Here is a 14,365-nt window from a genome sequence, read left to right on the forward strand (position 1 = left end):
AAAAAGAAAACGGTAGCATAACTCATGACACCATTTTCTATTTCATCTTATATACTTTGTTAATTTATACGTAAAAGTACACACTTATTGAACATAATTTTTTACATTCTATTACTATATCAGAACAGTGGTTTTTAATCAACCTTTTACACTTCTTAATATATAATAGCCTTTGCGCTTTTCTAATACTTCTACGTTACCAAATGTTTCTTCCATTTTTTTCTTCGCGGATGGCATACCTTGTTTTTTTTGAATCACAACATAAAGGGCGCCATTCACTTTTAATTTATGATATGCATCAGCTAAGATGCTGTGAACTACCTTTTTTCCTGCTCTAATCGGTGGATTAGTTAGCACAAAATCAAAAGCATCATTCTCTACTTGTGATAACCCATCGCTTTCTATGATGTCGACGTTCTCTAGATGGTTTTTCTTTTTATTTTTAATCGATAAAGCAAGTGCACGCTGATTTACATCAACCATTGTAATTTCATGGTGTGGAGACACTTTTGCAATCATCAAACCAATCGGACCATAACCACAACCAACATCTATAATTTTTTTAGTAGGACCCGGGGGATTTTCGTTTAAAAAAGTATTGATTAATAAATCTGAACCAAAGTCTATTTTCCCTTTAGAAAACACACCTGAATCAGTAACTAATTTTAAATCATAGTTTTTGTAGGAATAAGTAAAAGGAAGTTCGTCGCTTTCTACTTCAGGATTTTCATCATAGTAATGACTCATGACTACACCTCTTTTAATCTAATTTATCTTAGATTAATACTATACCCTCAACAAATTTTTGTAATAACAAAAATTTTATTCAGGATAGTTCAAATAAGATAAAACCCCGTTATATCGATAACGGGGTTTTCATTTCTCAAAGATTTCAGGCTATCCATATTACATTTAAGATTAGTGTATCGAAATAGCTAATGTGTTAAGCTGCTTGGACAACCTTCAATATAAAATTATGAACTGTTAGCCAGCTAGAATTATTTTAATTCTACTGTAGCGCCAACTTCTTCTAATGCTTCTTTAAGTTTTTCAGCTTCTTCAGTTGGTAAAGCTTCTTTGATTACTTTAGGAGCTCCGTCAACTAATTCTTTAGCATCTTTTAATCCTAAGCCAGTAGCTTCTTTAACAGCTTTAACGACTTTGATTTTAGATGATCCAGCTGATGTTAATTCAACATCAAATTCTGTTTTTTCTTCAGCAGCGTCTCCGCCACCTGCTGCACCTGCTGCTACTGGAGCTGCTGCAGTTACACCAAATTCTTCTTCAATTGCTTTTACTAAGTCGTTTAATTCTAAAACTGACATTTCTTTAATTGCTTCAATGATTTGTTCTTGATTAGCCATTTTAATATTCCTCCATTAATTTTTATTAGTTTATTATGCGCAATTATTCAGCGCTTTCTTCGTTTTGTTCTTTATCTTCTCCAACAGCTTTAACTGCATAAGCGAAATTGCGTACTGGAGCTTGTAATACTGATAAAAGCATAGAAACAAGACCGTCGTGTGATGGTAATGTACCAACTGTGTTAACTTCTTCAGCAGAGATAACACTGCCTTCCATAACACCTACTTTAATTTCTAAAGCTTTATGTTCTTTAGCAAATCCTGCTAATACTTTTGCTGGAGCAACAACATCTTCTGTTGAAGTAGCAACTGCAGTAGGACCTACTAAATGTTCATTTAAACCTTCTAAACCAACTTGATCAGCAGCACGACGAACCATTGTATTTTTTAATACTTTGAATTCAACGCCAGCTTCACGTAATTGTGAACGTAATTCAGTTACTTCTGAAACAGTTAGACCACGGTAGTCAACGATTACAGTAGATACTGAATTTTTCAATGATTCAGCAATTACATCAACTTGTTGTTTTTTAGCTTCGATGATAGCAGACATTTAGACACCTCCATAGTTTTTTATTTGGTGCTTTTAATCTTGATTACAACTGCTAATTACAAGAATTAACAACTTTATCTCAATAAAAAAAGCACTTTCTACCCACGGCAAAAAGTGCTTGAAAGATCTAAAAATCTTCACGTTCAAGTCAATTTTAGCCTCGGTAGGATTATTTTTAAGTTATCACTAACTCCTACTGTCTTAGGTAAAATAATACATTAACCAATATAACTGGTTAAATGCAGTATGTCAATATATTTTTAAGGATAAGACTGAATGAATTCATTCAGTCTTATCAGCATTTATATTTAAGATTAAAGTTTGAAGCTAGAAGTATCGACTTTTACTCCAGGACCCATTGTTGTTGTAACAGCAACAGATTTGAAGTAAGTACCTTTAGCTGAAGATGGTTTCGCTTTAGTTAACACATCTTGTAAAGCTTTGAAGTTTTCAACAAGTTTGTCAGTATCAAATGATACTTTACCAATTGAAGCATGTACAATACCAGCTTTTTCAGCACGATATTCTACTTTACCTGCTTTGATTTCTTCAACTGCTTTTGTAACATCCATTGTTACAGTACCAGTTTTAGGGTTTGGCATTAAACCTTTAGGTCCTAATACACGACCAAGTTTACCAACTTCGCCCATCATGTCTGGTGTAGCTACTACTACGTCAAAGTCAAACCAACCTTGTTGGATTTGTTGAACATATTCACTTTCACCAACGAAATCAGCACCTGCTGCTTCTGCTTCAGCTGCTTTGTCTCCTTTTGCGAATACCAATACACGTTGTGATTTACCTGTACCATTTGGTAGTACAACTGCACCACGGATTTGTTGATCATTTTTACGTGTATCAATTCCTAAACGGAATGCTACTTCAACTGATGCGTCAAAGTTAGCGATACTTGTTTCTTTAGCTAATTCAACTGCTTCTTCAACACTATAGTGTTTTTGGCGGTCGATTTTATTAGCTACTTCTTGAAATCTTTTACTTTTCTTAGCCATTTCATGTCCTCCTTTAGTGGTTTTAGCGGAATTTCCTCCCACATTTACTCGCTTGTGCAAGTTAAGAGCAGATAACAGAGAGGTTTTAATCGTATTGCATCTCAGGAATCAATTCCTAAGTAAATGACAATTTTCCTCTTATTACGACAATATTGAACGCTTTGATCCTGTTTGTCATTTCTGTCATCTGCTTTATCGTCAATCTATGTTTTCAGTTAATTTTAATATTATTGAACAGTGATACCCATACTACGTGCAGTACCTTCGATAATACGCATAGCTGCTTCTTCGTCTGCAGCGTTTAAATCTTGCATTTTTTGGTTTGCAATTTCACGTACTTGATCTTTAGTTACTGTAGCAACTTTGTTTTTATTAGGTTCGCCAGAACCTTTTTCAACGCCAGCTGCTTTTTTAAGTAATACTGGAGCCGGTGGAGTTTTTGTAATGAATGTAAATGAACGATCTTCATAAACACTGATTTCTACCGGAATAATTAAACCTGCATCTTCTTGTGTACGTGCGTTGAATTCCTTACAGAATCCCATAATATTCACACCTGCTTGACCTAATGCTGGACCAACTGGTGGTGCTGGGTTTGCTTTACCTGCAGGAATTTGTAATTTAACAACTTTTTCTACTTTTTTAGCCACGATGTGCACCTCCTTGATATCGTGATGTGGTCACAGGACTCAGTTTTGTCCTCCCACTCTTCTACATTTCGTGACGAAATGAACGCTCTATGAGCGCGACCACAGTATTATAACATCTATTTAAAACATAAAGCAAGAGTAAAGTGTAACTTTTTTTATAGAACCCCTTATCATTTTAATGATTAGGGGTTCTTAATGCATGTAAAGTAATACTTCTTGCTTCAGCAAATCTAGTATTACTTATATAAGGGCTATCGCACTTATATACCTTTATAATTTTTCAATTTGATCGAATTCTACTTCAACAGGTGTTTCTCTACCAAACATGTCTACAAGAACTGTCAATTTAAATTTATCCGCTTCAATTTCTTGAACTTCACCAACTTGATTCGCAAATGGTCCTGATTTGATTTGGACTTGTTCACCTAAATCTAATTCAACATCAATTGTTTTTTCTTTCATGCCCATTTGTTTCAAGATGAAACGTGCTTCTTCAGGTAATAATGGATTCGGTTTTGATCCAGCACCTGCTGAACCAACAAATCCTGTAACACCTGGTGTATTTCTGACAATATACCATGATTCATCAGTCATGATTAATTCAACTAATACATAGCCAGGAAATGTTTTTTTAGTTAATGTTTTAGCTTTGCCATCTTTAACTTGTGTTTCTTCTTCTTCAGGTATAACCACTCTGAATATCAGTTCAGTCATATTCATAGATTCCACACGTTTTTCTAAATTCTTTTTAACTTTGTTCTCATAACCAGAATAAGTATGCACAGCATACCAACGCTTTGCGCCAACTTCCTCAGACATGTCGTCACTCCTATCTATTTAATTAACTCTATAACTCTACCAATACCTAAATCTAAGACATAGAAGAAGGCTAAGAAAAATACTACCGTTGCTACAACGATTACAGTATATTTAAATAATTCTTCTTTCGTTGGCCAACTTGTCTTTTCCATTTCTGACTTTACGCCTTGAAAGAAATTTTCTTTTTTAGCCATTAGCAATACCTCCGTATTAATTCGATTTTCTCATTTGCTTATACATACGACAAATTAAGCAAATACAATACTCACAACTAAATTGGAAGGTTATATTTACTCAATTACTTAATCTAATATACCGACATTATTTTGCTTCTTTATGAACTGTATGCGCGTTACATCTTGGACAATATTTCTTCAATGTCAATCTTGATGTAAGGTTACTTTGTTTAGGAACATTATAATTTCTATTTCCACACGTTTCACAGCTTAATGGCACTTTTTTCATTTTACTTCACCTTACTCATTATAATACCAATCTACTATACATAACATCTCTGTCAATTGTCAATCTTCCACCATTGCTTTCTAGTAACCCAAAAATCAATTAATACCTATCTATAGCTGATTTTAATTCGAACGCTTCGGGTTAAATGCACGCTTCAATTTCAGTTTACATCTATGTATCGTATTGTAAACTATTTTAACATTTAGATTTAAAATGCAGGCAATTTCAGATGGTTTATAGTCATTTAAAATATAATTAATAATACCTTGTTCTAGCTCTGTTAATTTTTCAATGCTTTGATGCAGCATAGTTAGTGTTTCTTTTTTTAAAATAATTTCATCCGTTTGTCGCGCTTGCCTTAACATTTGGACACTAATTAGCATTTCGTTTTCCAACAATCTTTGCCGCCTTAAATCAGCTAATTTTTTTCTTATATAATCATTTTTGGCATTTTTGATAGTGCGATTTACATAATGTGCTAATGGGATTTCTTTAGAAAAATCGAATTGTCTTAACGCTTTAAATAATTTAAAAAATATTTCTTGTTGTAGATCTTCTTTGTCATCTGGATGTATTGAAAAATGGTTCAAACATTTCAAAATATGTGGTTGTAATTTCTCTAGTAAATCGATTAAGAAATGAATATCTTGCCATGTGCTTTTTGAGACTGGTGTTGGTTCTTGATGATTTGTTCTTTGCAGCATACTTTAAAATCCTTTCATTAGGTTAAAGCTAGCATACAAAGTACTCTGTAAAAAAAGCAAGGGGACAATCTTCTTATTTATGATTGTTACCCCTTCTGATTTTTTCAAATTCTTCCAAAATTTCATTGGACAGCTCTATACGCGTCCGTGGTTTCTGCTCATTGAATCCTTCAAGCTTTTTTGAAACCGAAACTTCATTTTCTCTTAAGTCTCTCCACATCTCTCTTGAAGAGATACGATAAGCACCCGCACCAAATATGGCATGTTGTTCACTCATATCACTTGTTACCACTGTGATGTGTCTTGTATGTTTGTCATATAAATCATATACATATTTTTCTATAAAACTATCTGCTGTTTCTTTTTCTTTAGTAAAAACAATCTTTACACCATGATACATATATTCTGAGGACATGCCCGATTGTTCGTAAGCGTCAAACACACAAACCACCTCATCAGCTATAACTGCATTATAATTTGCAATCGCAGTTAGTAATTGATCACGTGCTTCTTCCAAATTTTCTTGGGCTATTTGACTTAAATCTTGTGATTGGCCAATCATATTATAACCGTCAATAATCAAGAAACGATCCTTCATGGTTTTTCTCCAATCTGATTACGTTTACGGTAGACTTCATACATCATTAAACTTGCCGCAACAGAGGCATTCAAACTATTTACGTGCCCTACCATCGGAATATTTATATAAAAGTCGCATTTATCTTTTGTAAGTCGGCTCATACCTTGCCCTTCGCTTCCGATAACGATTGCTAATGGCATACCGGCGTCCATTTCACGATAATCTGTTGAATTTTCCGCTTCAGTACCAACAACCCAGTAACCATGTTCTTTTAATGTTTCAATAGTATTCGCTAAGTTTGTAACACGCATGACAGGCACATGTTCGATCGCACCTGTAGATGCTTTTGCAACGGTCTGTGTGAGTGCAACCGATCGCCTTTTCGGAATAATGATGCCATCCACACCTGAAGCGTCAGCAGTTCTTAAAATCGATCCTAAATTATGGGGATCTTCTAAGCCATCCAAAATTAAAACCGTAGATAGTTTTTCGTTATCTTTTTGTTGTACTAAAAACGCATCAAAGTCTGCATATTCATATGGTGCAATGTATGCAGCGACACCTTGGTGTGGTGCATCAGACAAACCATCTAATTTCGATTTCGGCACTGCTTGTACAATGATTTTGTTACTATTTGCCTTTTTTAAAATGTCATTGATTTGTCCTTTTTTCACTGTATCCTGAATTAAAACCTTATTAATTGTATGCCCGGAAACAATCGCTTCTTTTACGGCATGACGACCTACGATTACAATCTCTTCCAAAGTCTCACTACCTTTCATCTACATTTTTTACGATGCATTCAAGTAACGAGGTGAGTCGCTCTTGATTTTTTTCTAGATATAAAAATCCGAGGATTGCTTCTAAACCTGAACTTTTTCGATAGGTTTGAATATCTGTGTTTTTGGCCTTAGTATAACTCTTAGCGTTTCTGCCTCGACGCACGATATCTAATTCTTCATCTGTAAACCAGTTATTTTCAAATAAGTACTCAAGTGATTGTGCCTGACTTTTTGCAGAAACATAACGCTTAGCCTCTTGATGTAGACGATTAGGCTTCGCTTTTAACTTCAATATAATGTATTCTCTTACAAATTGATCTAAAACGGCGTCACCCATATATGCTAAAGTTAGTGGATTTAATAACTTATTATTCATGTTACCCACGTTTGAATCTCACACCTTGTGGCGTATCTTCTAAAATAATATTTTGTTCTTTTAACTGGTCACGAATTTCGTCTGCACGTGCAAAATCTTTATTTTTTCGCGCATGATTTCGCTCTTCAATGAGCGCTTCGACATCTTCGTCTAATAATTCATCACTGTTTGATGCTTTTAAAGGAACACCTAAAACATCACTGAATATTTGATAAACTTCTTTAAAGCGTGCAATCACTTTGGTGGATGTCGTATTTTCCAAGACATATTTATTCGCTAGTTTTGATAAATCATACCAAGCTGTGATGGCATTAGCAGTATTGAAATCATCATTCATGACTGTTTCAAACTGATCTAATATTTGATTTATTTCATCAATATATTGGTCTTGTGTTTCAATATTAGTTGCAATTGCTTCTCGCTCTTCAAGGGATTGGTAACTATTACGAATACGTTCTAATCCACTTTTAGCTGCCCCAACAAGCTCCATGTTATAATTAATCGGGCTTCTATAATGTACACTAATCATGAAAAAGCGTAAGACATCTGGATCTATTTCTTTAATAATGTCATGCACTAAGACAAAATTCCCCAATGACTTACTCATTTTTTCATTATCTATGTTGATGAACCCGTTATGCATCCAATAGTTTGCGAACGGCGCATGGTTATGCGCTTCTGATTGAGCAATTTCATTTTCATGGTGTGGGAATTGTAAGTCTGTACCACCTGCATGAATATCAATTGTTGCGCCCAACTCGTGATAAGCCATCACTGAGCACTCAATATGCCAGCCTGGTCTACCTTTACCAAATGGACTGTCCCAACTAATTTCATCTGGTTTCGCCTGTTTCCATAATGTAAAATCGAGTGCATCTTCTTTTTGTTCTCCTTGCTCAATACGTGCGCCTACTTTCAAATCATTCAACGATTGATGGCTTAATTTACCATAATCTTCAAATTTACGTGTTCTGAAATAAACATCGCCACCACTTTCATAAGCGTATCCTTCTTCTATAAGTTCTTCTATAAACTTAATAATATCGTCCATATGATTCATGACTCTTGGATTTGAAGTCGCTTTTTTGACATTTAATGCACCAACATCTTCATAAAATGCATCGATATAGCGGTTAGCTATTGTATTTACTGGCTCATTTAATTCTTTGGAACGTTTTATTAATTTATCATCTACGTCCGTAAAGTTCGAAACATAAATTACTTCATAACCTTGGTACTCAAGATATCTTCTAACAACATCATAGTTAATTGCAGGTCTTGCGTTCCCAATATGAATGTAATTATATACAGTTGGTCCACAAACATACATCTTAACCTTACCTGGTTCTATTGACTTAAACGTTTCTTTTTGACGTGTAAGTGTATTATATAATGTAATCATCTTGAATCTCTCCATTTCTTGTTTTCTCAAGTTGTTTCTCTAATTGTTTTAATTGCTCATAAATTGGGTCAGGTAAATTACGATGATCAAATGTTTTACCGATTCTTCTTCCGTCTTGTTTTACGATATGTCCTGGTATGCCGACTACTGTAGAATAGCTAGGTACCGAGTTCAACACTACGGAATTCGCCCCAATATTAACGTTTGAATTAATTTTAATATTGCCCAGTACTTTTGCTCCAGCTGCAATTAGTACATTGTCTCCAATATCAGGATGACGCTTTCCTTTTTCTTTACCTGTTCCACCTAAAGTAACACCTTGATAAATTGTGACATTGTCACCAATCCTACATGTTTCACCTATCACTACACCCATACCGTGATCAATAAATAAACGCTTGCCAATTTGAGCGCCTGGATGTATTTCTATACCTGTAAAGAAGCGTGTAATTTGAGAAATCAATCTTGCTAATACATATTTTTTCTTTTTATATAAAGCATGTGCAATTAAATGACTCCACACTGCATGTACTCCGGCATAAGATGTAACCACTTCTAATGTCGTACGTGCTGCTGGGTCTTGCTCAAACACCATATTTACATCATCTTTGATTCTTTTCAAAATTTCAAACAAGGTTGCGACCTCCTTATTAAAAAAGCACCTCCAACATCATATTGTTAGAGGTGCTTTGCACGGTTCCACTCTTTTTTTAATAAGCTGATTCCTCAATCACGTAGTAATACAACTTATACTGACTCATTTACATTATTTAATTCTTCAAACTAAAGGTGCATTCAACAATGTTTGTGTTGTGCTCACAGCGACCGCACACTCTCTTGACACATACCATTGCATACTAATCCTTTAGCCAATTCACATATTATAATAATTGGTAAATTGTAATTTTTCAAGTGTTATATGTTTATGCCTTTTTATTCAAACTATGCATTAAACGTATTTTTTCAAACGGTTCAACACTTTGTCCTTACCTAAAACTTCAATTGTATTTGGCAGCTCTGGTCCATGCATTTGTCCAGTTACAGCTACACGTATCGGCATAAACAATTGTTTACCTTTAATACCTGTTTCTTTTTGAACTTCTTTAATTGTTTTTTTAATTTCAGCAGCTTCAAAAGGTTCTAAAGCTTCTAATTTGCCATATAAATGGTGCATGAGTTCAGGTACTTGTTCACCATCAATAACTTCTTGCTCATCTTCACCTAATGTTTGTTCATCTCTGAAGAAAATTTCAGATAACGGAACAATTTCTCCAGCATAACTCATTTCTTTCTGATAAAGTGCAATAAGTTTACGACCCCATGCCTTATCTTCTTCAGAAGGATTTTCAGGTAATAATTCCGCTTTAACTAAATGTGGAAAAGCAAGTTCAAACACTGTTTCAGTATCTTTTTGCTTCATATATTGGTTGTTAATCCAAGCTAATTTTTGTTTATCAAAAAATGCAGGTGATTTAGATAAACGTTTTTCGTCAAAGATTTTGATAAATTCTTCTTTAGAATAGATTTCATCTTCACCTTCAGGAGACCAACCTAACAACGTAATAAAGTTAAATAATGCCTCAGGTAAGTAGCCTAAATCTCTATACTGCTCAATAAATTGAAGTATTTGGCCATCACGTTTACTTAATTTTTTGCGTTCTTCATTTACAATCAATGACATATGCGCAAATCTTGGTGGCTCCCAACCAAATGTGTCATAAATCATTAACTGTTTTGGTGTGTTAGAAATATGGTCGTCACCACGTATAACATCTGAAATTTCCATGTAATGATCATCAACAGCTACGGCAAAATTATATGTTGGTATACCGTCTTTTTTGACAATCACCCAATCTCCCATATTGTTTGAGTCAAATGAAATTTCACCTTTAACCATATCATCGAATTTATAAGTTGTATCTTTTGGAACGCGAAAACGAATAGATGGTTTACGCCCTTCTGCTTCAAATTGTTGGCGTTCTTCTTCAGTTAAATGTGCATGTTTACCGCCATAACGTGGCATTTCACCACGCGCAATTTGTTGTTCACGTTCTGCTTCTAACTCTTCTTCTGTCATATAACATTTATATGCTTTATCTTCATCTAATAATTGTTGGATAAGTGGATTATATATTTCAGCGCGTTCTGACTGACGGTAAGGACCATAACCTTTATCCTTATCTACTGATTCGTCCCAATCAATGCCTAACCATTTTAGGTTATCGAATTGTGATGATTCTCCGTCTTCTAAATTACGTTTGCTATCCGTATCTTCTATACGTATTACAAAATCTCCATCATAATGTTTGGCAAATAAATAGTTAAATAATGCAGTTCTTGCATTACCAATATGCAAATAGCCTGTTGGACTTGGCGCATATCTAACTCTTACACGATTACTCATTATGTTCACTCCTGTTTAAAATTTTTACGATTTAATTTTATTTTTTCATCTTAACTGTGTTTTCCCATAAAATAAACAACGCTTATGTCAACACGACTCCAATGAAGTTCATATTAAAAAATAAGGTTTCAGCATTTAAAGTATATTGCTTGTTCGCTTACTTATAATATCATAGCTCATCATTTTTTAAAGCATTACTATATTAAAATCAAACATTTCTTTGTTTTTAAATTCAACAGTATAACTCTAAGCATAGTAATACAATTTCGCTATCTATTGTAGCACTTTAAAGCTGATTATGATATTACCGCGCTTAAATTTAATTGTTTATATAAGAATTCTTTTACATCTTCTCTATTTAGTGTTTTACGCTAAAAAAGGTTTCATGTGAAACTGTAACTGTTGTTGATACACTTCACATGAAACCTTCACTTCAATTTCAATATATTTTTTTCGCAAAAATAATGCGTCCTGAAGATGTTTGTAATAAACTGACGACTTCTAAATCAACGTGCTCACCAATATGTTTTTTAGCATTATCTACGACAACCATGGTACCATCCTCTAAGTAACCCACTGCTTGTCCGGCTTCTTTGCCCATCTTAGTTAACAATAAGTTAAGTCGATCGCCTTGGTGAACCGTTGGCTTAATGGCTTCTGATAAATCATTGACATTAAGTACTTGAATCCCCTGTATATGACAAACTTTATTTAAATTAAAATCTGTAGTAATAATTTGAGCTCTATAATGGAGCGCTAGTTTAATTAACATTGCATCTATATCACTGTGTGATTTTGTAGGTTGTATAATACGTGTAGGGTGTTGTGCATCATGTAATGCATTTAGCATATCTAAGCCTCTTTGCCCTTTTTCTCTCTTCACACTATCATTCGCATCTGCAATGACTTGCAGTTCATTAATCACACCTTGCGGAATTAGGATTTCTCCATCTACAAAACCACATTCTAAAACATCTAAAATACGTCCATCTATAATTGCACTCGTATCAATCACTTTTGGCATCGCATTATGTGTGTTCATAGCCATAGAACGCGTCATGTTTTCTGGCAAAAACAAAAGCATTTCATCGCGTTTACGTAAACCAAATTGAAAACCTAAATATCCCAATATGATTGTAACAATGATTGGTACAAAATGATTTAACACATTGTTGCCAATAATTTGGAAAATAAATGATATCATTACAGAAATAAGCAACCCTATAATGAGTCCAATTGTAGCAAACAATATTTCTATCGCACTTTGACGCATAATCATTTGTTCTAGATCTTTCATTGCTAAAGTTACCTTTTTAATAAACCATCCAAAGATTACAAAAAATAGTATAATCCCTAATAGCCCATTGAAATAATTATTTGTAAGTAGCATGAAATGACTCAAACCAGCATCTGCAATAATTTCTGGAATAAGATACACGCCTAAACTTGCACCCAATATAATATAGCACAAGATTACAATGAGTCTTATCATGTTCAAATGCTAACACTCCTTTCGCATGAAAGCTATTTTGATTACATGAGCCATGTAATCATTTAAATATATGTTGTTGGTTAATGTTTGGTTAAAGCATATTTTAATGCTTCGTGCACATTTGTCACACCAATGACTTTGATATTGCTAGGAAATTCCCAGCCCCCAATATTAGATTCAGGAATAATAATGCGTTTAAAACCTAGTTTTTCCGCTTCTTGTACACGTTGTTCAATGCGTGAAACACGTCTCACTTCTCCGGTTAAACCAACCTCACCAATAAAACAATCTAACCCGTCTACAGTTAAATCTTTAAAACTTGAGGCTGTAGCAACAATGATTCCTAAATCGACAGCAGGTTCTGTTAATCTTACGCCACCAGCTACTTTAATATAAGCATCTTGTTGTTGCAGTAAATAATTCTCTTTTTTCTCTAATACAGCCATCAACAAACTCAAACGATTGTGATCTATTCCTGTAGCCATACGTCTAGGGTTATTAAAGGTTGTTGGCGTTACTAAGGCTTGAACTTCAATTAATAACGGTCTTGTACCTTCCATAGTAGACACGATTGTCGAACCTGGAACATTTGTAGAACGTTCTTCTAAAAACATTTCTGAAGGGTTTTTAACACCTTTCAATCCACTCTGTTTCATTTCAAAAATACCCATTTCATTCGTAGAGCCAAAACGGTTTTTCACTGCTCTTAAAATACGATATGCATGATGTTCATCACCTTCAAAATAAAGTACCGTATCTACCATATGTTCTAACAGACGAGGCCCTGCAATCTGACCTTCTTTCGTTACATGACCAACAATAAAAGTGGCAATATTTAGTTGTTTAGCTATATTCATCAAGCTTTGTGTACTCTCCCTCACCTGAGAAACCGAACCGGGTGCAGAACTGATTTCAGGGTGAAAAATGGTCTGTATAGAATCTACAACAAGTAAATCAGGCTTCAATTGTTTAACTGTCTCATGTATCACTTCTAAATCTGTTTCTGCAAATACATTTAAATTACTTGAGTCTTCATCTAATCGATCCGCTCTTAATTTTGTTTGGTTTAATGATTCTTCACCAGTTATATATAAAACATTTTTATCTTGTGATAATGCAGCACATATTTGTAATAATAGTGTTGATTTACCGATACCTGGATCACCACCAATTAATACAAGCGAACCATTTACAATCCCGCCACCAAGCACTCGATTAAATTCTGCTGAATTCGTTTTAATACGTGGTGTTGTCTCATGCTTAATATCATTTAACTTCTGTACTTTGGCAGTATTTTCGCGACTACGCACACCATGTTTCGGGCTTGTCGTTTTCTGTTCTATTATTTCTTCCATTTGATTCCATCCACCACAGTTAGGACATTTCCCCATCCATTTAGGCGACTGGTAACCACACGCCATACATTCAAAAACCACTTTCTTTTTGGCCAAAACCGCACCTCCATCTTTCTTGAACAAATCTATTTTATACCTATGTTTATGTAAAAACAAATTTTATTTACAAATGATTTATTTTGATATTTTATATGCTAAATAAATAGCTTTATATTGTAATATACAAATGAATATATTGCAAAAACCTATTTTTTTAAAATAACACTGTTATGTCTATAGCACCATCAAAAAGATATACTTTCATGATAGCCAAACTAGATACAAGTTAATATCATATTTCTTCATCATACTGTATCACATTTACTTAATAAAAAAAGCGTTTCTCAAGCTACATATAAACACTTGAGAA

Annotated in this window: 17 protein-coding genes and 1 other annotated feature; all 17 genes read right to left on the minus strand. The window is 34.2% G+C overall.

What is annotated here, in order from left to right; translation table 11 throughout:
• Nucleotides 1–138: 138 nt before the first annotated feature.
• A complete protein-coding gene (locus NST87_RS11475) occupies nucleotides 139–747 on the minus strand; it encodes a class I SAM-dependent methyltransferase (RefSeq protein ID WP_019468569.1) in 609 nt (202 codons plus the stop codon).
• A 251-nt stretch (nucleotides 748–998) separates the two neighbouring features.
• On the minus strand, nucleotides 999–1,364 hold the full coding sequence (gene rplL / locus NST87_RS11480; RefSeq protein ID WP_019468570.1) for a 50S ribosomal protein L7/L12: 366 nt from the start codon (nucleotides 1,362–1,364) through the stop codon (nucleotides 999–1,001).
• A 43-nt stretch (nucleotides 1,365–1,407) separates the two neighbouring features.
• Complete coding sequence (gene rplJ, locus NST87_RS11485) at nucleotides 1,408–1,917, minus strand: 50S ribosomal protein L10 (RefSeq protein WP_019468571.1); 510 nt, start codon at nucleotides 1,915–1,917, stop codon at nucleotides 1,408–1,410.
• Between the two features lie 76 nt (nucleotides 1,918–1,993).
• Nucleotides 1,994–2,141: a sequence feature (ribosomal protein L10 leader region), on the minus strand.
• Nucleotides 2,142–2,231: 90 nt separating this feature from the next.
• Nucleotides 2,232–2,927, minus strand: a complete 696-nt coding sequence (rplA, locus tag NST87_RS11490; RefSeq protein WP_019468572.1) for a 50S ribosomal protein L1 — start codon at nucleotides 2,925–2,927, stop codon at nucleotides 2,232–2,234.
• Nucleotides 2,928–3,154: 227 nt separating this feature from the next.
• Entirely contained in the window at nucleotides 3,155–3,577 is a 423-nt protein-coding gene (gene rplK, locus NST87_RS11495; protein WP_019468573.1) for a 50S ribosomal protein L11, read from the minus strand.
• Between the two features lie 270 nt (nucleotides 3,578–3,847).
• On the minus strand, nucleotides 3,848–4,396 hold the full coding sequence (gene nusG / locus NST87_RS11500) for a transcription termination/antitermination protein NusG (RefSeq protein WP_019468574.1): 549 nt from the start codon (nucleotides 4,394–4,396) through the stop codon (nucleotides 3,848–3,850).
• 14 nt (nucleotides 4,397–4,410) lie between these two features.
• Entirely contained in the window at nucleotides 4,411–4,590 is a 180-nt protein-coding gene (secE, locus tag NST87_RS11505) for a preprotein translocase subunit SecE (RefSeq protein ID WP_019468575.1), read from the minus strand.
• A gap of 127 nt (nucleotides 4,591–4,717) precedes the next feature.
• Nucleotides 4,718–4,861, minus strand: coding sequence for a 50S ribosomal protein L33 (rpmG, locus tag NST87_RS11510; RefSeq protein WP_071560108.1), 144 nt, complete (start codon nucleotides 4,859–4,861; stop codon nucleotides 4,718–4,720).
• Between the two features lie 122 nt (nucleotides 4,862–4,983).
• Entirely contained in the window at nucleotides 4,984–5,565 is a 582-nt protein-coding gene (locus tag NST87_RS11515; RefSeq protein ID WP_019468576.1) for a sigma-70 family RNA polymerase sigma factor, read from the minus strand.
• A gap of 73 nt (nucleotides 5,566–5,638) precedes the next feature.
• Complete coding sequence (locus tag NST87_RS11520; RefSeq protein ID WP_019468577.1) at nucleotides 5,639–6,163, minus strand: NYN domain-containing protein; 525 nt, start codon at nucleotides 6,161–6,163, stop codon at nucleotides 5,639–5,641.
• Complete coding sequence (gene rlmB, locus NST87_RS11525) at nucleotides 6,160–6,909, minus strand: 23S rRNA (guanosine(2251)-2'-O)-methyltransferase RlmB (RefSeq protein ID WP_019468578.1); 750 nt, start codon at nucleotides 6,907–6,909, stop codon at nucleotides 6,160–6,162. The genes NST87_RS11520 and rlmB overlap by 4 nt, the downstream gene beginning before the upstream one ends.
• Nucleotides 6,910–6,916: 7 nt before the next feature.
• Nucleotides 6,917–7,303, minus strand: coding sequence for a Mini-ribonuclease 3 (locus tag NST87_RS11530; RefSeq protein ID WP_037539882.1), 387 nt, complete (start codon nucleotides 7,301–7,303; stop codon nucleotides 6,917–6,919).
• A 1-nt stretch (nucleotide 7,304) separates the two neighbouring features.
• Entirely contained in the window at nucleotides 7,305–8,705 is a 1,401-nt protein-coding gene (gene cysS, locus NST87_RS11535; RefSeq protein ID WP_019468580.1) for a cysteine--tRNA ligase, read from the minus strand.
• Nucleotides 8,689–9,330: a serine O-acetyltransferase gene (gene cysE / locus NST87_RS11540; protein ID WP_037539884.1), complete on the minus strand. Its 642-nt coding sequence runs from the start codon at nucleotides 9,328–9,330 to the stop codon at nucleotides 8,689–8,691. Before cysE ends, cysS begins: the two co-directional genes overlap by 17 nt.
• Before the next feature lie 324 nt (nucleotides 9,331–9,654).
• On the minus strand, nucleotides 9,655–11,109 hold the full coding sequence (gene gltX / locus NST87_RS11545) for a glutamate--tRNA ligase (protein ID WP_019468582.1): 1,455 nt from the start codon (nucleotides 11,107–11,109) through the stop codon (nucleotides 9,655–9,657).
• A 439-nt stretch (nucleotides 11,110–11,548) separates the two neighbouring features.
• Complete coding sequence (locus NST87_RS11550) at nucleotides 11,549–12,607, minus strand: PIN/TRAM domain-containing protein (protein WP_340721735.1); 1,059 nt, start codon at nucleotides 12,605–12,607, stop codon at nucleotides 11,549–11,551.
• A 74-nt stretch (nucleotides 12,608–12,681) separates the two neighbouring features.
• Nucleotides 12,682–14,052 carry a DNA repair protein RadA gene (gene radA, locus NST87_RS11555; RefSeq protein ID WP_019468584.1) on the minus strand — a complete coding sequence of 457 codons (1,371 nt, stop codon included), beginning with the start codon at nucleotides 14,050–14,052 and terminating at the stop codon, nucleotides 12,682–12,684.
• Between the last annotated feature and the right edge of the window lie 313 nt (nucleotides 14,053–14,365).

It is taken from the genome of Staphylococcus sp. FSL W8-0271 (assembly GCF_038006605.1).
Classification (GTDB): domain Bacteria; phylum Bacillota; class Bacilli; order Staphylococcales; family Staphylococcaceae; genus Staphylococcus; species Staphylococcus cohnii.